Origin of the sequence: Algibacter sp. TI.3.09 (genome assembly GCF_038154905.1) — a bacterium.
Classification (GTDB): domain Bacteria; phylum Bacteroidota; class Bacteroidia; order Flavobacteriales; family Flavobacteriaceae; genus Algibacter.
On record NZ_JBAKAN010000001.1, the window covers coordinates 427686 to 452217 of the forward strand.

Here is a 24532-nt window from a genome sequence, read left to right on the forward strand (position 1 = left end):
AACGATAGCCCATTAAGATATTTGAACGGGTTTAAATAACACTTTGTCGATTATTTTAATGTTTTTAAATAATCGAATTCACTCTTCTATACCTTTTAAAATAAGGGGTAGTTAGTCTTTGAGAAGTTTTAGGATTAAATGATTTTTTATTCCAATTTACTATCTGAACGCAATTCTGAAGGGAGTTTTCCATGCTTTTTCTTGAAAGTAGCACTAAATTTACTAGAACTATCATAACCCACTTCCTTAGCTATATGCTTAATTTGCATAGTTGTATTAAGGACGAGCTGCATAGCTAGTTCCATTTTTTTATCAATATTATATTGAAGTATTGATGTTCCGTAAACCGACTTGAAATCCGTTTTTAGTTTAGAAGAAGACATATTGAATGCTTTGGCAAGTGCATCAATTCCTATAAATGGTTTGGATAATTTTGTTGAAATCATCGATTCGCACTTTGCGATAGCTTTATAATCTACAGAGCTTTTTTCTTGGTAATTATCAGTTCTAGTATCTGCAAAAACATTTTTAAAAAATATAGTTATTATACTTAATGTTTGTGCTTTTAATATTGTAGAGTTAAAAGCATCATTATTAAATGTTTTGAAGGTTTGCAGTATATCCTGCGACAATTTTTCTGCATTAGGTACAATATCTTGATAAGAAATAAACCCTTTGCTTGAATCTAAAAATTTTTTAAATGGAATTTTACGGTCCAATATGTCTAGTGGTACATGTTTTTCTAACCAGCTAGGACTTATATAATAGATGTAAAACTGGCATTTTGATCCTTTATAAAAACAAGCACCTACATCGGTTCCTGGTTTTTTAAAACTCCAGAATTTGTTTTGAAAAGGGACTTTGTCTATGAATACATTTTGAAGTTTAACCTCGCTTTCAAATACAGTAAAAGTTATTGAATAGTGATCGCTAGGAATTCCATTGGCGTAATTAGATTTAATAACGGTATCGTATTTAAACTTTAAATTAGTGATAGTGAGCCATAAACCCTCTTCAATTTGTCTATAATGCATTTCTCCATTAATAAATGGATTGTTTCTGTAAACTACCTGCTCTTCAGCAGCATGCTTACTTCCCGGTGTTTTTATAGTTGACTCTATGAATAATTCGGGTGTGTTTGCTAAATAAGGAAATTCAAAAAAACCATCTTTATAGAACCTGAAATTAGGCTTGATAAGTTGATACCATTTCGATAAGTTCATATTTTTATCTAATTACTATTTAATTTTAAGTTAATAGGGATATGCTTTATAAAATTAGCAAAAATATTGTAATAAGTTGACTTTTCATCCGTCTTACTAACCAATTAAAAACTAAATTCGTTTTCTTATTTATTTTAATGAAGCAAGCCAAGTATATTTTACCAATTATTGTTTTTTCTCAATTTTGTTGCACCTCATTGTGGTTTGCTACAAATGGAGTTATTGAAGATTTAGTAACTAACTTTAATTTAGATAGTTCGGCTTTAGGGCATCTTTCATCAGCTGTGCAATTTGGTTTTATTATCGGCACCTTTTTATTTGCACTTTTAACCATTACCGATCGCTTTGCACCTTCAAAAGTATTTTTTATAAGTGCTGTGCTGGCGGCTGTTTTTAATGTTTTAATTGTTTTGGAAAACCATAATCTTTGGAGTTTAGTAATGCTTCGGTTTTTTACAGGTTTTTTTCTAGCTGGTATTTATCCGGTAGGAATGAAAATTGCTGCCGATTATTACAATAAAGGCCTCGGGAAATCTTTAGGGTTTTTAGTTGGCGCCTTAGTTTTAGGAACTGCTTTCCCTCACGGTTTAAAAGGCTTTGGAAGCGGTTTTTTATGGCAAGACATCATTTATACAACAACTGTTTTAGCGGTACTTGGCGGTGTTGTTATGTTTGGTTTTGTGCCAAATGGACCTTATAGAAAATCGGCTGCTAAATTTGATGTTTCAGTGCTATTTAACGTGTTTAAAGTGCGTGAGTTTAGAAAGGCGGCATTTGGATATTTTGGCCACATGTGGGAACTATATACCTTTTGGGCTTTTGTCCCCGTACTTTTAGGTGCTTATGTGGAGTATCACCCAAGTGTAACGTTTAACATTCCATTATTAAGTTTTATAATTATAGCTTCTGGAGGAATTGCTTGCGTAATTTCGGGCTATTTATCTCAAATGTTTGGGATCAAAAAAATAGGCGCGATAGCATTAGCACTTTCGGGTATTTGCTGTTTAGTATCTCCGTTATTTTTTAGTTTAGAATCGGAAATTAGTTTTATAATATTTTTGGGGTTTTGGGGTATGGTTGTCGTTGCCGACTCTCCATTATTTTCAACCTTAGTCGCGCAAAATGTTAGTGCACAACATAAAGGCACGGCATTGACTATTGTTAACTCTATTGGGTTTGCTGTAACCATTGTAAGTATTCAATTGGCTAGCAGTTTAATAGATGTTATGGCTGTGAAATATTTGTTTTTGTTTATTGCTATTGGTCCCGTTTTAGGTCTTGTTGGACTTTTAAAGAGAGCTTAGCTCACAATATTACCATCTACCATAGTTAATTTTCTATCTGCAAGATTAGCAAGTTCTTCATTATGGGTTACAATCACGAAGGTTTGTCCAAATTGATCTCTTAATTTAAAGAATAAACTATGTAAATTCTCAGCAGATTCACTGTCTAAGTTTCCAGAAGGTTCATCTGCAAAAATTAAAGCAGGACTATTAATAAGGGCTCTTGCGACAGCAACACGTTGTTGTTCTCCTCCAGATAGTTCATTTGGCTTGTGGTTATAACGATGTGATAAGCCAAGGAAATCTAGCAACTCCTTAGCGCGTTTTTCTGCATCTTTTTTATTTGTTCCTTTAATAAAAGCTGGTAAACAAACGTTTTCTATGGCTGTAAATTCTGGAAGTAATTGATGAAACTGAAAAATAAACCCAATATGTTCATTTCTAAATTTAGCCAAAGCTTTATCGTTAAGCTCACCAATATTGATGTTGTTTATAATTAATTCAAAATCGGCAACAGGTGATGCCTTATCTAAGGTTCCTAAAATTTGTAAAAGAGTTGTTTTCCCTGCACCCGAAGCACCTACAATAGATACTACTTCGCTAGGTTTAATATGTATGTCAACGCCTTTTAAAACTTGTAAATCGTCGTAGAATTTCTGAATGTTTTTTGCTCTAATCATCTAAATAAAATATAGGCGTGAAATTACTACTTTAAGTTGTGCCGTACAATTTTGAATCAATTTTATTGTATAGTCCATTTTTAGACTTATATTTATTTTCGAAATTAAATTATAGTACAAGATGCCTTACAGAAAGCTAGAAGAATACAATATGCAGGTTACCGACGATGTTAAAAATAGATACCGAAACATCATTGAAGATTTAGGTGAAGATACCGAGCGCGAAGGCTTAGTGAAAACTCCCGAACGTGCAGCAAAAGCCATGCAGTTTTTAACACAGGGTTACGATCAAGATCCTGTAGAAATATTAAAAGGGGCTATGTTTAAGGAGTCTTATAATGAAATGGTTATTGTAAAAGATATCGAGTTGTATTCACTATGCGAGCATCATATTTTACCATTTTTTGGAAAAGCACATATTGCTTATATTCCAAACGGACATATTGTTGGCTTAAGTAAATTACCTAGAATTGTAGATGTTTTTGCCAGAAGATTACAAGTGCAAGAGCGTTTAACAGAACAAATTTTAGACTGTATAAACGATACCCTAAAACCTCAAGGTGTAGCTGTTGTAATAGAAGCATCGCATATGTGTATGATGATGCGCGGTGTACAAAAGCAAAACTCTATAACTACAACATCTGGATTTAGAGGTCAATTTGAGAAAATTGAAACTAGAAACGAATTCTTAAAATTAATAGGGAAGTAGGTATTTAATAATTTTGGTATGTTTCTTGTTTATTATAAAGTATAAATTACTATTAAATGAACAAATACAAAAAACTAGCAATTAGTATTGCCTTTGATGCTTTAGGCTATGTCTCTTTCGTAATTCCAGGTTTTGGAGAATTTACCGATGTGGTATGGGCTCCTGTATCAGCTTGGTTAATGACGAAGTTGTACAAAGGTAAACCAGGTAAAATTGCGGCTGTTATTTCCTTTTTAGAAGAAGCAGCGCCAGGTTTAGATGTTATTCCAACATTTACCCTTATGTGGCTTTATACCTATGTCTATAAGGCAAAAGAAACAATTATTGAGGTTTAGAGAGATATTTCTAAATTGGTTAACCAATTCTGTGAATAATATAGCATTTAGCGCTTTTTGTAAGTGAATTTTAAATAATTAGGCTAAAGAAATAGAAGAATTATAATTCTATTTGATATGTTATTTTTTTTATTGACTTCCCACAAAACATTCGTATTTTTGATTTTCAAATTACAATGATAAATTTCAAAAAGATATTATGAATTCATACGATGTAGCCATTATTGGCTCAGGTCCAGGAGGCTATGTAGCAGCAATTCGCTGTGCACAATTAGGAATGAAAACTGCAATTATTGAAAAATATAGTACCCTTGGTGGTACATGTTTAAATGTAGGTTGTATCCCAAGTAAGGCCCTTTTAGATTCTTCGCACCATTATGATGATGCTGTAAAACATTTTGAAGAGCACGGTATTGAAATTCCTGGTGAAATTAAAGTGAATTTAGAAAAAATGATAAACCGCAAACAAGCTGTTGTAGATCAAACAACAGGCGGAATTGATTTTTTAATGAAGAAGAATAACATTGATGTTTATCAAGGTTTAGGAAGTTTTAAAGATGCTACGCATATCACAATTTCTGGTGAAGAAACTATCGAGATTGAAGCAAAAAACACCATTATTGCTACCGGAAGTAAACCATCTACATTACCATTTATCACTTTAGATAAAGAACGTGTAATTACATCTACAGAGGCTTTAAAATTAAAAGAAATTCCGAAACACCTAATCGTTATTGGTGGTGGAGTTATTGGTTTAGAATTAGGACAAGTTTACAAGCGTCTTGGTGCAGAAGTAACTGTTGTAGAATATATGGACCGTATTATCCCAACAATGGATGCTGGTTTATCTAAAGAATTAAATAAAGTTTTAAAGAAACAAAAATTCAAAATTAATGCATCTCACAAAGTAAAATCTGTGGAACGTGTTGGCGATGAAGTTATCGTTAAAGCAGATAATAAAAAAGGAGAAGAAGTAGAGTTTAGAGGCGATTACTGTTTAGTATCTGTTGGTCGTCACGCTTATACAGATGGTTTAAATGCCGAAGCTGCTGGTGTAAAATTAACAGATCGTGGTTTAGTAGATGTAAACGAGCATTTACAAACTAGCGCATCTAATATTTATGCTATTGGAGATGTTATTAAAGGCGCTATGTTAGCCCACAAAGCTGAAGAAGAAGGTGTTTTTGTAGCAGAGACTATTGCAGGACAAAAACCACATATAGATTATAACTTAATACCAGGTGTTGTTTATACATGGCCAGAAGTTGCTACTGTTGGTAAAACGGAAGAACAATTAAAAGAAGCTGGAATAGAATATAAAACAGGTCAATTTCCAATGCGTGCTTTAGGTAGAAGTAGAGCGAGTATGGATCTAGATGGTTTTGTAAAAGTTTTAGCCGATAAAACTACAGATGAAATTTTAGGAGTACATATGGTTGGCGCTCGTGCTGCCGATATGATTGCTGAAGCTGTTGTTGCTATGGAGTATCGCGCTTCCGCGGAAGATGTATCTCGTATGTCTCACGCACACCCAACATTTACAGAAGCTATCAAAGAAGCGGCTCTAGCTGCAACAGAAGATAGAGCATTACATATATAAATTTCAGTATTTAATTTAATTTAATATTGAATTATTACAAACACTTTAAGGCTGTCTAATTTCGATTAGCAGCCTTTTTTTCATTTCTTCTAAAAAAGAAGAGAAGGAAAGTGTTATTTTCTTAAAATTGTGTTAAATTTACACTAAACAGTTAAAGTTTATTCCTTCAAAAATGAATTTCAAAAAACATTTATTTTATTTTAAACTATAATCGTCTTTAATTTAGATGATTACATTTTTATTTTATGTTTTTAAAAAGAAATATAAAAAAGATTGTGACCTTTTAAATGTATACGTGTCTTAACAATTGTAACCATTAAACTAGCGTAAGCTAAATTTGAAAACCCTACCAAAAATTAATAAAAAATCCGACGAGGATTTGATAAAAGGCATCGTTCATAGCAACGATACGCTGCTTTTTGAAGTTCTATACGACAGGTATGCTACCTTAGTGTATAACAAGTGTATGGGGTTTGCTAAAGATGAAGATGAAGCAAAAGATTTAACACAAGATATATTTCTAAAGTTATTTGTTAAATTAGCAAGCTTTAAAGGAAATTCAAAATTTTCAACATGGTTATATGCATTTACTTATAATCATTGTGTAAATTATGTCACTAGAAATACAGCAAAAAAAATTGAAAAACAATCAGTAGATTACGCTGATGCAGAGAATGTAGAAAGCCTCTATGAAGATGATGAAGATGATAGTAGTTTTCTAAGTATGAAAGTTGATAAATTAAAAATAGCATTAGAATTGATTTCTCCGGAGGAAAAAATGATTTTGCTTTTAAAATATCAAGACTCCTTAACTATAAAAGAAATTGAAGATGCTTTAGGAATAGGAGAAAGTGCAGTAAAAATGCGAATTAAACGTGCTAAAGATAAATTAGTAGACGTTTATAATAATAACCTTGGATAATGGAAAACCCGTTTTTAGACATAAATAAGCCATTAAAGGAAGTTCCACAAGAACTGAAGGCTAAGGTTATGAGCGATATTGCCATAGCTAAGTTAATAATGGAAATAGCCGAATTGTTTTCGTACAATTTATCGAGCGTAATCGAGCTAACCATGAAAAGTAGAAAATAAGTAACCAAAATACTCTAAATAAAATGAACCTTGTCGACAGCTTAAAAGAATCATTAAGTACAATTTGGGAAAGTATAATAAGTGTGTTACCTACCGTTGCAGGAGCAATAGTTGGTATAATCATTGGAATATTAATTATAAAATTAGTAGTTAATATAATAAAGAAGTCATTAAAATTTGTGAAGGCTGATAAGCTGGATGATAAATTAAATGAAATTGACTTATTTGGTGATAAGAAGATACAATTTAATGTTATTGATATTGTAGCGAAGTTTGTTAAATGGATGCTCTACATTATTTTAGTAATGATTGTTACAGATCTATTGAATTTAACAATGATCTCTGATGGTATTAAAAGTGTTATTGGTTATTTACCAAGATTAATTACAGCATTAGCCATATTTGTTATTGGTCTATTGTTTGCGAATTTTGTTAAAAAATCTTTGCAGTCGTTCTTTGAGTCTATGGAATTGTCTGGCGGTAAAATGATAAGTCAGGCTATATTTATGTTACTGCTTATATTTATATCTATTACAGCTTTAAACCAAGCTGGTGTAGATACTGAAATAATAACAAGTAACATTACCATGATTTTGGCAGCATTTTTATTAGCATTTGCTTTAGCTGTTGGATTAGGAGCACAAAAAGTAGTAGGCGATTTGTTTAGAACGTTCTACACAAGAAAAATATACGAAGTTGGACAAATTATTGAGTTCAACGATATAAAAGGAGAAATAGAGTCTATCGATGGTATATCGGTAACCTTAAAAACAATAACAGGAAAAATAGTAATTCCTATTAAAGATATAGTGGAAAGTCAAGTAAGAGTGCAAGATTAACTTTAAGTTAGGGTTAAAATTTGGTTGGTTACTATTTTGTATTACGAACCACTTTCTACTGGTCTCTTCTCATTAATTTGGGAAGAGACTTTTTTTGCTTAAAACTTAAGTGATATAAAAAAGATGTCTTTAGAAGAAAAAGAAGTAATTAAAATACTATTAACAATCGGACATATTAACTCCAACTGCTAAGCCACCTTCACTAGTTTCTTTGTATTTAGAATTCATATCTTTTGCAGTTTCCCACATGGTGTTAACTACTTTGTCTAAAGGTACCTTTACGTTGTTTGGGTCGGTATCTAAAGCTAGTTCTGCAGCATTTATGGCTTTTATTGCACCCATAGCATTACGTTCTATGCATGGTATTTGTACCAAACCACCAATAGGATCGCAGGTTAAACCTAAATGATGTTCCATGGCAATTTCGGCAGCAACTAAAACTTGTTCTGGTGAACCGCCAAGTAATTCTGTTAAAGCTCCTGCAGCCATTGCAGACGATACTCCAATTTCGGCCTGACAACCGCCCATGGCAGCCGATATTGTAGCGCCTTTTTTAAATATACTGCCAATTTCCCCAGCAACTAACAAGAATTTTTTAATATCCTCAAAGTTACCGTCGTGGTTTTCTATTACTAAATAATACATTAATACAGAGGGAATAACACCTGCACTACCATTTGTAGGTGCTGTAACTACACGCCCTAATGCCGCATTAACTTCGTTTACAGCTAATGCAAAACAGCTTACCCATTTTAATATTTGTCTAAATTTAACTTCGGTATTTCTAATGGAGTAAATCCATTCTACAGGATTTGAGTATGGAGATGATCCTTGTAAGCGTTTGTGCATATCGAAAGCTCTACGACGTACGTTTAAACCACCAGGTAAATGCCCTTCGGTATGGCAACCGGTATACATGCACTCTAGCATGGTATCCCAAATGCGTTTTAACTCATAATCTATTTCTTCTTCGGTACGAATAGATTTTTCGTTTTCTAAAACAACTTGAGAAATGGGTTTGTTTAAATCTTTACAGAATTTAAGTAGTTCTGTTCCTTTATCAATAGGATAGGGAAATGAACATTTTATTTCAAAATTCTTTTTAGAATTTTTACGTTCTTCTTTTACAACAAATCCTCCTCCAATGGAGTAGAATGTAGATTTTACTTTTTTACCGTTAATCATGGCGCTAAAAACAATGCCGTTGGAGTGAAAGGGTAAAAACTTTTTATTGAAAACAATATTTGTTCCCGGAGTAAAATCTAATATTTTTTCGTTGTTAAAATGTATTTTTTGAGTTGCTTTTATATCTGCAATAGTGGTTTCAATAGTTTCTATAGGCAACGTTTCGGGGTCGGCTCCAGTTAAACCAAGCATTACTGCATAGTCTGTAGCATGGCCTTTTCCGGTTAGGGATAAAGATCCATATAGATCGACCTGAATAGTTTCAACCTTACTAAAAATGTTGTTCGCTTTTAATTCGCCAATCCAGCGTTCGGCGGCACGCCAAGGACCTAAGGTATGAGAACTTGATGGGCCAATGCCTATTTTTAGCATGTCGAAAACAGAGATACATTCCATAGTTACGAAAACGTTGTATTTGGAGACAAATATATATAATGTTTTAAGAGAAGGTTTAAATAATGTGTCAATATTTTATAAACAAAATGTAAAATCATTGCAAATTGAAATTTATTACGTTGGCTTACTGAAATTGGCAGATATGTGCGCAAGGGATGGAACGGTTTGTTTGAGCTCCCGACCTAAGGAGGAGCGAGTAGTGAGAGCCCGACCCTTTTGGGATGCGCCTAAGGTATTAAATTGACAGTAGGTGAATGACAGGTGACCGGCGTTTTGCTACATATAACTAGGTCTGAAAACTGATAGGGCGACTAAAAATTAAAAATATGACACTGTGTCAGTTATTTTTGGTTGGCATAATGATTGACTTATACAACTCGAAATTAAAAATGAATTTTCAACACAATAAAAAAATATATTATGAGTAAAATTATTGGAATCGATTTAGGAACAACCAACTCTTGCGTTTCTGTGATGGAAGGTAACGAGCCAGTAGTTATTCCTAATGCAGAAGGAAAAAGAACAACACCATCGGTAATCGCTTTTGTAGAAGGCGGTGAAATTAAAGTTGGTGATCCTGCAAAACGTCAGGCTGTAACTAACCCAACAAAAACTGTTTATTCTATTAAACGTTTTATGGGTAACAAATATTCTGAGTCTAAAAACGAAGCGGAACGTGTTCCTTACAAAGTAGTAAAGGGAGATAACGATACGCCTAGAGTTGATATTGATGGTCGTTTATATACACCACAAGAACTATCGGCTATGATTCTTCAAAAAATGAAGAAAACGGCAGAAGATTATTTAGGTACTACAGTTACTGAAGCAGTAATTACTGTACCTGCTTACTTTAACGATAGTCAACGTCAAGCAACTAAAGAAGCTGGTGAAATCGCTGGTTTAAAAGTTAGACGTATTATTAACGAACCAACCGCAGCTGCTTTAGCTTACGGTATGGACAAAAAAGGAACTGACCAAAAAATAGTAGTATTTGATTTTGGTGGAGGAACGCATGATGTATCTATCCTTGAATTAGGTGATGGTGTATTTGAAGTACTTTCTACAGATGGTGATACGCACTTAGGTGGTGATGATGTTGATGAGAAAATCATCGGTTGGTTAGCAGATGAGTTTAATGCTGAGGAGAACATGGATTTAAGAAAAGATCCAATGTCTTTACAACGTTTAAAAGAAGCTGCTGAAAAAGCTAAGATTGAGTTATCATCTTCTGCACAAACAGAAATTAACTTACCTTATATTACAGCTACAGCTAGTGGACCAAAACACTTAGTACGTACATTAACACGTTCTAAATTTGAGCAATTAATTGACGATTTAGTAAAACGTACTATTGAGCCATGTCAAACAGCTTTAAAAGCAGCAGGTTTATCTAAATCTGATATTGACGAGGTTATTTTAGTAGGTGGTTCTACACGTATTCCTGCAGTACAAGCAGCAGTTGAGAAATTCTTCGGAAAAGCACCAAGTAAAGGTGTAAACCCTGATGAAGTTGTTTCTTTAGGAGCTGGTATCCAAGGTGGTGTATTATCTGGAGATGTTAAAGATGTATTACTTTTAGATGTAACACCTTTATCTTTAGGTATTGAAACTATGGGTAACGTATTTACTAAATTAATTGAAGCAAATACAACTATACCAACTAAAAAATCGCAAGTATTTTCAACAGCGGCGGATAATCAGCCATCTGTAGAAATACATGTATTACAAGGTGAAAGAGCTATGGCTGCCGATAATAATACTATTGGACGTTTTCACTTAGATGATATTCCACCAGCACGTCGTGGTACACCGCAAATTGAGGTTACTTTCGATATCGATGCTAATGGTATCATTAAAGTATCAGCAACGGATAAAGGAACAAATAAAACACAAGATATTCGTATTGAAGCATCTTCTGGTTTAACTGAAGAAGAAATCCAAAAGATGAAAGCTGACGCTGAAGCAAATGCTGAAGCTGATAAAGCTGCAGCTGAAAATGCTCAGAAATTAAATGAAGCTGATTCTATGATTTTTCAAACAGAAAAACAATTAGAAGAGTTTGGTGATAAATTATCGGAAGATAAAAAACAACCAATCGTTGATGGTTTAGAAGAATTGAAAAAAGCTTACGAAACTAAAGATGTTGCTGTTATTACACCAGCTTTAGATAAAATAAACGAAGCTTGGAAAGTAGCAAGTGAAGAAATGTACAAAGCGCAAGCCGATGCAGGTGGAGCACAACCAGGACCAGATGCTGGAGCAGACGCTCAAGCTGAAGGAAGTGATGTTGAAGATGTAGATTTCGAAGAAGTAAAATAAGCAGAAATTATATTTTGCTAAATCGAAATGAATGAATATTGTATTCTGAATTTATTTAGAATTTTTATAAAACATTTCGTAAAAATTAAAAACGTAACCATTAGTTTGGTTGCGTTTTTTTTGTTTCTTAATATTGCCGAATTATTTAATATACAAAAACAGACTATGAAAAAATTAAGTGTTTTATTTATTGCGTTTACAATGGTTTTATCTTCATGCTCAAGTGATGATACAGCGTCTACTTCTGCAGAATTAACAGGAGCGTGGAATGGCCAAGCCATTAGCTACAACGGAACTATAATTACAGAAGTTTTAGGAGAATCTATAGAGTCTACTTATGTAGCGCAAGGTTATGATATCGATTTTACCATGACCTTTACAGAAATGCCTAATAACGTTGTTGGAGAAGGTAATTATAGTTTAGAATTAGTTTCAACTACGCTAGGGCAGAGTCAAACACAAAATTTTGAAGATCTTTCATTTGAAAATAATAGTACTTGGACTAGAGATGGTAACCAATTATTGTTAACAGATGGTACGGAAACTGTTGCTTACCAAATTACAGAGTTAACAGAAAATAAGCTAGTACTTACAGCAGATAGCCTAGAAGCTATACCAAATGCAAGTGCAAGCGGTATCACAGAAATTAAAATAGAAATTATTCTAACAAGATAGAATTATAATACTTTTATATTAAGCGCGATCATTAATTTGGTTGCGCTTTTTTTATTTGTAAATTTACATGATTAAATGACCTAAGATGGAAGGAAAAATAGACTTGTTTTACATTGGAGATATAGTCCATTCTGCTCATACTTACATTAAAGATCAAATCAATTATCCTGAAAAGTTAGTGGTAATAGGCTTGTTGTTAAGATATATGGAAAATGAAGATTCCGGTTTTAAAACAGTTTCATATTTAATTAAAAAAAAGAGATTGAAATATTCAGATTTATTAATGAAAACCGAAAGTGAGTTTGAATTTATTAAATTAATTAAAGATTTTAACGCCAATATGTTAATTAGGCTATCATCAGAAATAATTCAAGGAATTGAATATGATGAACTAGAAAATAAATGCATGGAAATTAATGAAGAATATAAGAAGGTTTCTTGTGAAAATAATAAAAAATAGATAAATGATTTTTTCAAATAAAATAAAATCTAATTATAATCCAAAAAGATTAGCCGTAAAACTAAACGCTAAAGGCGAACAGTTTGTGGTTCAGGGGCATCCATGGGTGTTCTCGGATAATATTACCAAAGTAAATGATAATGCGAAATCGGGAGATTTAGCTATTATTTTCGGTAAAAACAAAAACCGAGTTGTGGGTTTAGGTTTGTATGATGCTAATTCGCCAATTCGAATTAAAATGCTACACAGTAGTACAGAAAAAGCAGAAATTAATGCCGCTTTTTTTAAGCATAAAATTAGTAAAGCTTTTAGTAAACGTCAATCGTTATTAAAAACAAATACAAACAGTTACCGTTTGTTGTTTGGGGAAAACGATGGTTTTCCTGGTTTAATTGCCGATGTTTATGCATCTGTTTTGGTAGTGAAAATATATTCTGAAATTTGGTTACCTTATATAGAAACTATTATTCCGGATTTACAAGAAATCTCAGATTGTAAAACAGTTGTTATTAGGCTAAGTCGAAGTTTAGAAAATTCTAAAAAACATAAATTAGAAAATGGTGATGTGGTTTTTGGAACTTTAAAAGATGAAGTTGTTAGGTTTGTTGAGCACGACGTAAACTTTTCTGCTAACGTTATTAAAGGACACAAAACAGGTTATTTCTTAGACCATCGTGCCAATAGAAAACAAGTAGGTGAGTTGAGTAAAGGCAAAACGGTACTCGATGTTTTTTCTTATGCCGGTGGGTTTTCAGTACATGCACTTTCTAACGGCGCCAAAGAAGTTACTAGTTTAGACATAAGTAAACAAGCTTTAGAAATAGCCCTAGAAAATGGTAAGCTAAACAAATTTAAAGGAAAACACCATACTATAGCTGGCGATGCCTTTTTAGAATTGAAAAAATTAATAAAAGATAAGGTTACTTTTGATGTGGTTGTTATAGATCCGCCAAGTTTTGCAAAACAGGCTTCGGAAATAGAGCTAGCCAAAAAGAAATATGCGCAATTAGCCGAATTAGGAGAAAAACTTACAGCCAAAAATGGTATGCTTGTTTTAGCGTCTTGTTCTTCTCGTGTTCTTGCTCAAGAATTTTACGATATTAATAGCGAGGTGTTAGCATCTATAAAACGTAATTATAAAATACTTTCAAAAACTCAGCATGATACAGATCATCCTGTAGGATTTCCAGAGGGAGCTTATTTAAAAACGGTTTATTATCGATTTATAGATTAGGTGTTGGTGACTGAGGTAATAGAATAAATGTTATGCGTGCATAATATTTTACTATATTTGTATAAATCAATACAGCCAAATGGAAACTAAGCTCACCACACTACTTAATATAAAACACCCAATAATTCAGGCACCAATGTTTTTGGTATCTAATACCGCTATGGTTATCGAAGCCATGAAAAGTGGTATTGCTGGATGTATTCCTGCTTTAAACTACCGAACGCTAGAAGAGCTAAAAATGGCTATTCTGGAGTTGAAAGCAGCAAAAGTAGAAGGTGGATCTTTTGGTTTTAATTTAATAGTGAATAAATCGAACATAAAGTATAAAGAGCAATTACGAGTACTTTGTGAGGAAGGTTGCGATTTTATAATAACATCTTTAGGAAGTCCAGAAGAAACTATAAACCAAGCTCACAAAGTTGGTATTAAAGTATTTTGTGATGTAACAGATTTACATTTTGCTAAAAAAGTAGAAGGGTTAAAAGCAGATGCTGCTATTGCTGTAAATAATGAAGCTGGCGGACACAGAGGTAAATTATCTCCCGAAGCGCTGATAAAAGAATTAAAATCCAATTTAAATATCCCGGTAATATCTGCTGGCGGTGTAGGCTGTAAAGCTGATATAGATAAAATGATAAGTTATGGTGCCGATGGAGTTTCGGTTGGAAGCCCATTTATAGCCTCAGTAGAAGCAGGTGTAACAGAAGAGTACAAACAAGCCTGTGTAGATTATGGAGCGGAAGATATTGTAATGACAGAGCGTATTTCTGGAACACCATGTACCGTAATAAACACACCTTATGTTCAAAAAATTGGAACAAAATCAACTTGGATAGAATCTGTTTTAAATAAAAGTAAAACCTTGAAAAAATGGGTGAAAATGATTCGTTTTTCTATCGGAATGAAAGCAACCGAAAAAGCAGCCACTAAAGCTACTTATAAAACGGTTTGGGTTGCGGGGCCAAGTATATCGCATACCAATGCTATTTTACCGATTAGGGATATTGTGAAAAAGCTCACAAATTAGTTGTGGTATTAAAAGTTGTTATTACAAGATTTTAGCGTTTTCCAATACCAGTTACTAATTGAAAAGTTAATCCCCAGTTTTTGTTAATCAGGTTTCCATAATTGTAAAAATGATTTAACCTTACTCGAGTATGTGGAGAAACTACGTAAGATAAACTGTTTACAAGGTTTCCTTTAGTTTCTCTGTCGCTACTATTATTAGGTAGGTTTAATAATATAGCGTTAGATGTATTAATAACAAAAACACCTTTAATATAAAGCTCTATATTGTTTTGTAGTGCTAAATCTATACTGTTATCCCGGTTTTGGTAAAAATTTGGTCCACCATGCAGTTGCGATTCAAACTTGAGTTTTTCACCTAATTTTTTCACAACGTCTGCACCAATTCTTGTTAAGTAACGTTCGTTAATACCTTCTCCAGTTTTTCCGGTCATGGCAATTAATCCATATTCAAAAGATTTAAATAAAGGTGAGCCTATACGTGCAGTACCTAGCCAAGAGCCATTAAAATTTGGATTAATAAATTCTACAGCACTTCTATTTATTTTTTGAGCGTCCGTAAGGTTTGGTGCATAGCTAACCAATGGATCTCTTAATAATCCTCCAGAATAAAAGCCAGCTTCAAAATCAAGTTTTTCAGAAATTGCTGTTTTAAAAGTAGCTCCTAAATCTTGAGTGAATCCTAAATCGAGACTCAGGCTATTTGCTATAAAAGATGTTACGGGATCTATTTTGGGGTTATGTCCAAATTTTATATTAGAATAGCCTACAAAAAAGCTTGTTCTATCCCATTTTGTTCCAAAAGATAACCCTACATTTTGTAATTTTAATTGATAATTAAGTGAGGTTTTATCATTTAAACTTCCTAAGAAATCTAAAGATATTTGAGATTTAAAACTGGTTAAAGCGACGTTTCTTATATAGCCTTTTTGTTGTAAGCGTTGGTTTTTTGTAAAATATTGATAAACCAATCTATTCTTTGGTCCAGACGTTGATAAGTCAAAATTTGAAGTATCTCCATCCAAATATCCAAAATGGATATTAGCTTGTAAATAATGAAATCGGTGGTCTTGCTTAGAGCGTTTTAAAGAGCTTTGTGCATATGTAGATGAAAGTAAGAAACAAAAAATAAGAGTAAGCGTGTAAATAGATTTTTTCATTATAGTAAAATTTGGACTAGGTGTATACTATTAGTAATTGTAAAGTTGGTTTCTAATACGTACTTTTTCTCTTAATTCTTTAGGTAATTTTACACGACCCATCCATAAAGGCAGAATACGCTCGTAGGATATTAAATAAATATCGAGCACATCTTTTTCTAAAGTAGGGTAGGTTAGGTACACTTTACTCAGTCCTTTTTTAAAATTATCAACCCATTTACCGGTATGCTTATCCGTTAAAAGTAAAGACTGCTCATAAGCCTTTGGCATTAAATCACTATCAAAATTTATTGTAGGTTGCGCAGGGTTATAGCGGCGACCTTTTGGATAAACATTAAATCCATAATGAAGGCCATAAAGTTTTTGTTCCTGTATCATTGCTAAATCTACATTTGTTATGGTAAGCGTAAATGGAGCCCATTTTCCTGTAATTTGTATCTCACTTAAGCATTCGGTATCCTTTATATCAATAGCACTTATAGATATGTTGTCTAGGTGTTTTAACCAATTCATATCAAAGGTTAACGGCGTTTTATTAGAGTAGAAACCTTCATCTCTAAATTGGGCTAATTTTATAGGTTGCTTTTCCGGATCTAAAATACTTTTATACGTTTCCTTAGAAATACTCGCTAAGTTATTATTAAGGAATAAGCCGTATTCAATTTTATAATGTTCTTCCATATCCAATAGTTCAATTGGTCTTTCAGACTTATAGCCTATCTCGAGCATTTCTGTTTTCCATACTTTTTTTATCGGATTTCTTAAAGCATCAAAATCAATAACAATATTTTGCGATTGTTCAGATAGTGTATCATAATTAAAACCCGTTAAATCAACATCTTTTAAATCAATGTTAGGGTTTTTAAGGGCGATTAAATGTTTGTAAAAAGACTTATCGAGTAAAAACCAAGAGTGCGCTAAAATTTTCGATTGGTTAAAATTGATGTTATTATGAAGGCGACTATCGAAATCTGAAAAATCCTCCGTATTCAAGTTAAATTCCCATTTACCTCCAGAAAGGCAACCATTTGTAATACCTGTTCTGTACACTCTATTTAGTGCATTTTTATCTTCTATTGAAGTTGTTTCTGGAGTAATAATACTAAATTCATTAAACTCTTTTCTTAAGCTAACCCCGTATCTATTAAACTCCTCTAAAAGTAATTCAGGATACAAATGTTGGCCGTTAGAATTAAATTTAGGAACAATTCTAAGTAAATCAAAATCAGAAACAATTACTTTATTTCCTTTACCATCCATAAAAGTAAAGTCAACAATAACAGTACCTTCCGGCATGGTGTTATGTAATTTTAGCTCTACAGTATTAAAATGCATAGCCAAACTATCTTTTGCATAAACACGATCTTTTTCCCAAGCATCAAAAGCATAATCCTCACTTGGGCTAATGGCATTTATAGTCATAATACCGTTTGGAGAAGCATCAAAATAAGTTTTTATTGCATTTGGAGCCTCGCTTAAAAGTGTGCCATTATAGTTGGCCCATTTATAAGAATAGCAACCTGTTAGAATAAATATTAATAAAAAGGAAAAAGTTTTAAAAAAGAGAATTCTCGCTTTTTTGTTTCGAGGAGTAAACATACTGCAATTTAATTTTTCGGATCGCAAGTTACGATAAACAAATGAAAACAAAACGGTTATAATTAGTAGTAGGTCGAATAGTATGCTTCTTTTTAATTTTGGCGCAACCCGAAAAGGGTCGGGCTATCCGCTACAAGTCCGCGTAGCAACAATTACCATTGTTACTACTGTGGGCTTTTCACTACTATCCCTTGCGCATAGTTTGCAACTGTGGTTTATAAAGCTATGTTTATTGTTTTTATTAAGTTCTGCTTATGCTTTTCGCTAACACAAAATAGCTACTAATTTAACCTGGCTTATCAAAGCGATTATATACTTTTTGTATTTTTAAACTTCAATCATTTTTTAATTTAAAGAGTTTATTTTGAAATTTACTGTAACTTATAGGTGTTATTAATCGTCATACATTAATAATCATAATAAGTTCAATCAATCAATCAATCAATCAATCAATCAATCAATCAATCAATCAAAAAACATCTTATGAAATCACAATTAAAATTTTTAAGCCTAAAAAAGGTTTTCTTGGTATTAGCGGTATTGTTAGTTTGTCATGTTACGTTTGCACAAACCAAAGCAGATAAAATAGACCAACTTATAAGTAAATATGTAGAGTACGGTAAGTTTAATGGTTCTGTTTTAGTGGCAAATAAAGGAGAGGTTATTTTTAAAAAGGGTTACGGAATGGCAAATATGGAATGGGATATGCCAAATGCATCCAATACAAAACACCGTCTAGGTTCCATAACTAAGCAGTTTACAGCAATGCTTATTTTACAATTGGCTCAAGATGGAAAGCTAGATTTACAAGCCCCAATAACCTCTTATCTTCCAGATTATCCTAAAGAAGCGGGAAACATAATCACGATACATCATTTATTAACGCATACGTCGGGTATTCCAAATTACACCTCTTTTCCAGGGTTTATGGAAGATGAAAGTCGAAACCCATACACTCCAGAAGCGTTTATTGAAAAATTCCAAGATAAAAATTTAGACTTTAAACCGGGAGAACGTTTCAATTATAGTAATTCTGGATATTTTTTATTGGGTGTTATTGCTGAAAAATTAACAGATAAAAGCTATGGGGTTTTATTAAGCGAAAAGATTTTTAAACCATTAGATATGCATGCTACAGGTTTTGATAACCACAGCGATATTTTAAAAAATAGAGCAACAGGTTACGAGAAAAATGCAGGTAGTTATAAAAACTCGAAGTATTTAGATATGTCTATTCCTTATGCGGCAGGTTCGATGTATTCAACAGCCGAAGATTTATATTTATGGGATCAAGCACTTTACACAAATAAACTGCTATCCAAAAAATATATGGAACTCTATTTTAAACCTCAAATTTCAGCTTGGGGCAACAGTCATTACGCTTACGGTTGGGGTGTTGGTTACAGTAAAATTGGTACTTCTACAGATAGTATTTATGCTATTCAGCATGGAGGAGGAATTAACGGATTTAATACCAATATACTTAGAACACCTTCAGATAAATCATTAATAGTTCTTTTAAATAATACAGGAGGCGCTCCACTTAGTAACATAACAAATGCTATTTTGGGTATTATAAATAACAAAACGTATAGCATGCCTAAAAAATCGGTAGCAGATGCTATGCTAACCGTTATAGAAGCAAAAGGTATCGATGCGGGAATTACTCATTACAATGAAATTAAAGACTCCGAACTTTATAATTTAGAAGAAAGTGACTTAAATGCTATGGGATACCAACTGATGGGGTCTAACAATATAGAAGCCTCGGTTAAAGTATTTGAGTTAATTGTTAATGAATTTCCAAAATCGTCGAATGCTTATGATAGTTATGCTGAAGCTTTAATGACTTCCGGTAAAAAAGACTTAGCTATTATAAATTATAAAAAATCGGTCACGTTAAATCCAGCTAATCAAAACGGCATAGATTTTTTAAAAAAATTAGGAGAAGATGTAAGCGATTTGTTAAAAAATGTTGAAGTGCCAGAAGCTATTTTAGAAACCTACATTGGTAATTATCAACTTATGCCTGGGTTTATTCTTGCTGTTAATCGAGAAGGCAGTCAACTTAAAACTCAAGCAACAGGACAACCCGTGTTTGATGTGTTTCCTAAATCTGAAAACGTATTTTATTTAAAAGTAGTTACCGCACAGCTAACTTTTAATAAAGGTAATTCTGGAAACATAGAAAGTGTAACGCTATTGCAAGGTGGACGAGAAATTACAGGTAAACGCATAAACTAATAATATACTCTTTATTAAAAATTAAAAACACCTTTCATGATGTCATGAAAGGTGTTTTTCTTTAATTAAAGTTTCAAAGAAAGGTTGTGTTAAAATCGTTTTAATGTTTTTAACAGTTCTCTTTTTAAGTATAACTTTACGGTATGCAAAAAAGAGAATTAGGAATACACGGATTTAGAGTTAGTGAAGTTGGTTTAGGCTGTTGGCAATTAGGAGCAGATTGGGGAGAAGGACTATCTCAAGAAGCTGGCTTCGAGATTTTAAATGAAGCCGTAAAAAGCGGCATCACCTTTTTTGATACCGCAGATGTTTATGGTAACGGAAAAAGTGAAACCTTAATTGGCGAATTTCTAAAAACCACCCAAACACCAATACGTGTAGCAACTAAATTTGGTCGCGCAGACAATGCATACCCAAATAAATATACCAAAGCCATTTTACGCCAAAGTGTAGAAGCTTCTATAGCACGTTTAGGTGTCGAATCTTTAGATTTACTACAACTCCATTGCATCCCAATTCAATATTTAAAAGACGGTGATGTTTTTGATTGGTTACGCGAATTAAAAGCAGAAGGACTTATAAAACATTTTGGTGCTAGCGTAGAAACCGTGGAAGAAGGTTTAATTTGCCTTAAGCAAGAAGGCTTACTTTCACTACAAGTAATATTCAATATATTCAGACAAAAACTGGTTACAGATTTGTTGCCACAAGCTCAGGTTAAAGGTGTTGGTATTATTGTACGTTTACCTTTGGCAAGCGGATTATTATCGGGTAAATTCACAAAAGACACGGTTTTTCCAGAAAACGACCATCGTAATTACAATAAAAACGGAGAAGCCTTTAACGTGGGCGAAACCTTTGCAGGTCTGCCATTTCAAAAAGGTATAGAATTTGTAGAAACTATAAAAAAAGATATTCTACCAAGCCACCTATCCATGGTGCAATTGGCCTTGCGTTGGTTGCTCGATCATGAGGCGGTGAGTACTATTATTCCGGGCGCAAGCTCGCCAAAACATGTTATTTCTAATGCGGAAGCTTCAACTTTAGAAGCATTGTCACAAGAGGTTCAGGAGGCGTTAATCGATTTATACAATACACAAATTCATCAAGAAATTCGTGGTGGATATTAGTAATAATTATACCTGATATACATTTTTTGTAACTCAGCTATAGTAATTTATTCTGTATATATAAATTATTTTGGCGCAACCCGAAATGGGTCGGGCTTTTCGTTGCAATTCCTCGCACTTCCTTCGTTAGGCTGTGGGCTTTACTCTGCAATCCCTTGCGCATAGTTTGCAGCGATAGTTCGTAAAGCAGTGTTTATTGTCTCGTTTTGTTACTTATACAGTGTATTCAGTTATCTAAGTGTGTATTGAATATTGCAAACTGAAAACAACCGATTTTTCCAGCAGAGTAAGCACTAAATACTGAGACTGAAAACTGCCTACTTAAAAAACGGTTCACTTCCCCGCGTTAGGGATAGAACGGCATGTTTGAAATCCTTTTTGTTTTCCTTAAAAAAACAAAAAGATTGAGTAGTGATAGCCCGACCCTTTTCGGGTAACGCCCTAAAAATAAATCTAAATTTTCTCGGCTAAATATTTTCCGATTTCCGAAGTTTTAGTTTTTATAATTTCTTCGGGAGTTCCTACAGCAACAAGGTTTCCACCGGTTTCACCACCTTTAGGTCCTAAATCGATAATAAAATCGGCACATTTAATAAGCTCTATATTATGTTCTACAACAATAATAGAATGTCCGTTTTCTATTAAAGCATTAAAAGATTTTAATAGTTTTTGAATATCGTGAAAATGCAGTCCCGTTGTAGGTTCATCGAAAATAAAGAGTGCCTTTTCCTTTTTGTTGCCTTTACCCAAAAATGACGCTAGTTTAATACGCTGGGCCTCGCCACCAGAAAGGGTAGAGGAGCTTTGCCCAAGGGTTACATAGCCCAAACCTACATCTTGCAGCGGTTGGAGTTTGTTCTTGATTTTAGCCTGATCGTTGGCCTCGAAAAAAGCCACGGCATCGTCTATAGTTAGGTTTAAAATATCGTCTATATTTTTATCTGCAAAGGTAACTTCGAGTACTTCTTTTTTAAAACGCTTGCCTTTACAGGTTTCACACTCTAGGTGCACATCGGCCATAAATTGCATTTCTATAGTCACTTCGCCTTCACCTTTACAGGTTTCGCAACGTCCTCCATCTACATTAAATGAAAAGTGTTTGGCTTGATAGTTTCTAATGATACTTAATTTTTGCTTCGAAAATAAGGCACGAATATCATCGTAAGCTTTTATATAAGTAACCGGATTGGATCGAGATGAGCGTCCAATAGGGTTTTGATCTACAAATTCAATTTGTTTTATGTTTGTAAAATTGCCTTCTAAACTAGAAAATTGTCCGGGCTTGTCTCCAAAATCGGTTAACTTTTTCTGTAAAGCTGGGTGTAATATTTTTTTAACGAGCGTACTTTTTCCGCTACCGGAAACACCTGTAACTACAGTTAACATGCCTAATGGAAAGCGAACATCTATGTTTTTAAGATTGTTTTCTCGTGCTCCTTTTATATCGACGTAGTATTTAGATTGACGACGTTTTTTAGGAACTTCAATTTTTAAAGTCTCGTTTAAGTATTGTGCTGTTAACGAGTCGGAAGCCAAAATAGCATCGTAATCACCTTGCGCAACAACGTGTCCGCCAAAGGTTCCTGCCTCTGGTCCAATATCGATAATGCTATCGGCAGCTTTCATGATATCTTCGTCGTGCTCTACAACAATTACGGTATTACCTAAATCGCGTAGGGACTTTAAAACCATTATTAAACGTTCGGTATCTTTTGGGTGTAAACCTATGCTAGGCTCATCTAAAATATACATAGAGCCCACTAAGCTGCTACCTAAAGAGGTTGCTAAATTTATACGCTGACTTTCCCCGCCGGAAAGTGTATTGGATTTTCTATTTATGGTTAAGTAATCGAGACCAACGTTGGCTAAAAACTCTAAACGGTTATTAATTTCTTTTAATAAGCGTTTAGCAATAGTGGTGTCGTGCTCGTTTAATTCTAGGTTATTGAAAAACTCGGCTAATTGATCTAAGGGTTTCTCTACTAAATCGGAAATGCTAGCGCTGCCTACTTTTACATAGTTAGCTTCTACGCGTAAACGTTTGCCATTACAGGTTTTACATTTGGTTTTTCCGCGGTAACGGGATAACATCACGCGGTTTTGAATTTTATATGCTTTAGATTCTAACTCTGCAAAAAAGCTGTTTAAACCTTCGAAATGTTTATTACCATCCCAAATGAGTTGTTGCTGTTTTTTGGTAAGTTCGAAATAAGGTTTATGTATTGGGAAATCAAATTTATGCGAGTTGTTTACTAATTGATCTTTATACCAACTCATAGACTCACCACGCCAAGGGAAAATGGCGCTTTCGTAAACCGATAAAGCGGTGTTTGGGATAACTAAATCTTCGTCAATACCAACAATATCTCCATAACCTTCGCATGTTGGACAGGCGCCGTAAGGATTGTTAAAACTGAATAAATGCACATTAGGCTCTAAGAAGTTTAAGCCATCCAACTCAAATTTATTGCTAAACGTACGTTGTTTATTATCCTTTAAAGTTTCGATGGTACATTCGCCTTTACCTTCAAAAAATGCAGTTTGTATGGCATCGGCTAGGCGGTTGTAAAAATCTTCTTCGTGTTTTGTAATAATACGATCTACAACTAATAAAATTTTGTCTTTTTTACCAATTTTTGTAGCGTCGTCTATTCTAACAACGTCTTCATTAATTTTTATTCTAGCGTAACCTTGCTGATTTAAGGCCTTTAATTTATCTTCTATAGTTCGTCCTTCTTCTAAATGAATAGGAGCGAGGAGTAGCATTTTTTCGCGTTCAGGAAATGTTTTTAAGTAATTTAAAACATCGGTAACCGTATCTTTTTTAACTTCATCTCCAGAAACTGGTGATATTGTTTTACCTATTCTAGCAAATAACAACTTGAGATAATCGTAAATTTCGGTTGTAGTACCTACTGTAGATCTTGGGTTGGTAGAGTTTACCTTTTGCTCGATGGCTATGGCTGGCGCAATACCTTTTATATAGTCGACTTTTGGTTTGTTTAGACGCCCTAAAAACTGGCGCGCATAACTAGATAAACTTTCTACATAGCGACGTTGCCCTTCCGCGTAAAGCGTATCGAAGGCTAAACTCGATTTTCCAGAGCCCGAAAGACCCGTAATAACCACCAATTTGTTTCTTGGTATAACAACATCTATATTTTTAAGGTTGTGTAATTTGGCACCTTTTATAATGATGTTTTGTTTTGGATCAACTTCGGAAAGATTAGTAGTCATAGGCTTTTGTATGCAAATTTCACAAAGATAATATAACTCTGTGAGCATAAAAAATAGAATGACTAGTAAAGAAATGTTAAAAAAAAATAATTAATTTTTGTTTTTT

Annotated in this window: 20 protein-coding genes; 14 read left to right on the top strand and 6 right to left on the bottom strand. The window is 33.5% G+C overall.

Annotation, left to right across the window (positions count from 1 at the left end; genetic code table 11):
- Positions 1-146 precede the first annotated feature (146 nt).
- Complete coding sequence (locus V6246_RS01535) at positions 147-1223, bottom strand: helix-turn-helix transcriptional regulator (protein WP_341558666.1); 1077 nt, start codon at positions 1221-1223, stop codon at positions 147-149.
- Positions 1224-1360: 137 nt separating this feature from the next.
- On the opposite strand from V6246_RS01535, the gene V6246_RS01540 reads away from it, so the two are divergent.
- Positions 1361-2527, top strand: a complete 1167-nt coding sequence (locus V6246_RS01540; RefSeq protein ID WP_341558667.1) for an MFS transporter — start codon at positions 1361-1363, stop codon at positions 2525-2527.
- Here V6246_RS01540 and V6246_RS01545 read toward each other — a convergent pair.
- Positions 2524-3186: an ABC transporter ATP-binding protein gene (locus V6246_RS01545; protein ID WP_341558668.1), complete on the bottom strand. Its 663-nt coding sequence runs from the start codon at positions 3184-3186 to the stop codon at positions 2524-2526. The two genes, V6246_RS01540 and V6246_RS01545, sit on opposite strands and share 4 nt — an antisense overlap.
- Positions 3187-3307: 121 nt before the next feature.
- Here V6246_RS01545 and folE point away from each other — a divergent pair, with 121 nt between their 5' ends.
- The 6 genes from folE (at position 3308) to V6246_RS01575 (ending at position 7761) form a co-directional block, all read left to right on the top strand.
- Entirely contained in the window at positions 3308-3895 is a 588-nt protein-coding gene (folE, locus tag V6246_RS01550) for a GTP cyclohydrolase I FolE (protein ID WP_042494719.1), read from the top strand.
- A gap of 56 nt (positions 3896-3951) precedes the next feature.
- Positions 3952-4230 carry a hypothetical protein gene (locus V6246_RS01555; RefSeq protein WP_042494720.1) on the top strand — a complete coding sequence of 93 codons (279 nt, stop codon included), beginning with the start codon at positions 3952-3954 and terminating at the stop codon, positions 4228-4230.
- A 199-nt stretch (positions 4231-4429) separates the two neighbouring features.
- On the top strand, positions 4430-5830 hold the full coding sequence (lpdA, locus tag V6246_RS01560) for a dihydrolipoyl dehydrogenase (protein ID WP_341558669.1): 1401 nt from the start codon (positions 4430-4432) through the stop codon (positions 5828-5830).
- Positions 5831-6167: 337 nt separating this feature from the next.
- Complete coding sequence (locus V6246_RS01565; RefSeq protein ID WP_159019995.1) at positions 6168-6752, top strand: RNA polymerase sigma factor; 585 nt, start codon at positions 6168-6170, stop codon at positions 6750-6752.
- Positions 6752-6922, top strand: coding sequence for a hypothetical protein (locus V6246_RS01570; RefSeq protein WP_304404895.1), 171 nt, complete (start codon positions 6752-6754; stop codon positions 6920-6922). Before V6246_RS01565 ends, V6246_RS01570 begins: the two co-directional genes overlap by 1 nt.
- 23 nt (positions 6923-6945) lie before the next feature.
- Positions 6946-7761 carry a mechanosensitive ion channel family protein gene (locus V6246_RS01575; protein ID WP_341558670.1) on the top strand — a complete coding sequence of 272 codons (816 nt, stop codon included), beginning with the start codon at positions 6946-6948 and terminating at the stop codon, positions 7759-7761.
- A 159-nt stretch (positions 7762-7920) separates the two neighbouring features.
- On the opposite strand, the gene V6246_RS01580 is transcribed toward V6246_RS01575, so the two are convergent.
- Positions 7921-9342: an L-serine ammonia-lyase gene (locus V6246_RS01580; protein WP_341558671.1), complete on the bottom strand. Its 1422-nt coding sequence runs from the start codon at positions 9340-9342 to the stop codon at positions 7921-7923.
- A gap of 420 nt (positions 9343-9762) precedes the next feature.
- Between V6246_RS01580 and dnaK the strand changes: the two genes are divergently transcribed.
- The 5 genes from dnaK (at position 9763) to V6246_RS01605 (ending at position 15057) form a co-directional block, all read left to right on the top strand.
- Entirely contained in the window at positions 9763-11661 is a 1899-nt protein-coding gene (gene dnaK / locus V6246_RS01585; RefSeq protein ID WP_341558672.1) for a molecular chaperone DnaK, read from the top strand.
- Positions 11662-11826: 165 nt separating this feature from the next.
- The gene (locus tag V6246_RS01590) at positions 11827-12336 is read left to right on the top strand and encodes a hypothetical protein (RefSeq protein WP_341558673.1); all 510 of its coding nucleotides are present in this window, start codon (positions 11827-11829) and stop codon (positions 12334-12336) included.
- Positions 12337-12421: 85 nt separating this feature from the next.
- Entirely contained in the window at positions 12422-12796 is a 375-nt protein-coding gene (locus V6246_RS01595) for a hypothetical protein (protein WP_341558674.1), read from the top strand.
- A gap of 4 nt (positions 12797-12800) precedes the next feature.
- Positions 12801-14030 (top strand): class I SAM-dependent rRNA methyltransferase, encoded by a 1230-nt coding sequence (locus V6246_RS01600; protein ID WP_341558675.1) that lies wholly within the window; start codon positions 12801-12803, stop codon positions 14028-14030.
- A gap of 79 nt (positions 14031-14109) precedes the next feature.
- Complete coding sequence (locus tag V6246_RS01605; RefSeq protein WP_341558676.1) at positions 14110-15057, top strand: NAD(P)H-dependent flavin oxidoreductase; 948 nt, start codon at positions 14110-14112, stop codon at positions 15055-15057.
- Positions 15058-15088: 31 nt separating this feature from the next.
- Here the strand turns inward: V6246_RS01605 and V6246_RS01610 are convergent, their stop codons facing one another.
- Both V6246_RS01610 and V6246_RS01615 read right to left on the bottom strand, forming a co-directional pair.
- Positions 15089-16216: a hypothetical protein gene (locus tag V6246_RS01610; protein ID WP_341558677.1), complete on the bottom strand. Its 1128-nt coding sequence runs from the start codon at positions 16214-16216 to the stop codon at positions 15089-15091.
- A gap of 30 nt (positions 16217-16246) precedes the next feature.
- On the bottom strand, positions 16247-17815 hold the full coding sequence (locus tag V6246_RS01615) for a hypothetical protein (RefSeq protein ID WP_133965604.1): 1569 nt from the start codon (positions 17813-17815) through the stop codon (positions 16247-16249).
- Between the two features lie 483 nt (positions 17816-18298).
- Between V6246_RS01615 and V6246_RS01620 the strand changes: the two genes are divergently transcribed.
- Both V6246_RS01620 and V6246_RS01625 read left to right on the top strand, forming a co-directional pair.
- Positions 18299-20059, top strand: coding sequence for a serine hydrolase (locus tag V6246_RS01620; RefSeq protein ID WP_341558678.1), 1761 nt, complete (start codon positions 18299-18301; stop codon positions 20057-20059).
- A 143-nt stretch (positions 20060-20202) separates the two neighbouring features.
- Positions 20203-21189, top strand: a complete 987-nt coding sequence (locus V6246_RS01625; protein ID WP_042503813.1) for an aldo/keto reductase — start codon at positions 20203-20205, stop codon at positions 21187-21189.
- Between the two features lie 453 nt (positions 21190-21642).
- On the opposite strand, the gene uvrA is transcribed toward V6246_RS01625, so the two are convergent.
- Positions 21643-24426: an excinuclease ABC subunit UvrA gene (gene uvrA, locus V6246_RS01630; protein ID WP_341558679.1), complete on the bottom strand. Its 2784-nt coding sequence runs from the start codon at positions 24424-24426 to the stop codon at positions 21643-21645.
- Positions 24427-24532: the final 106 nt, after the last annotated feature.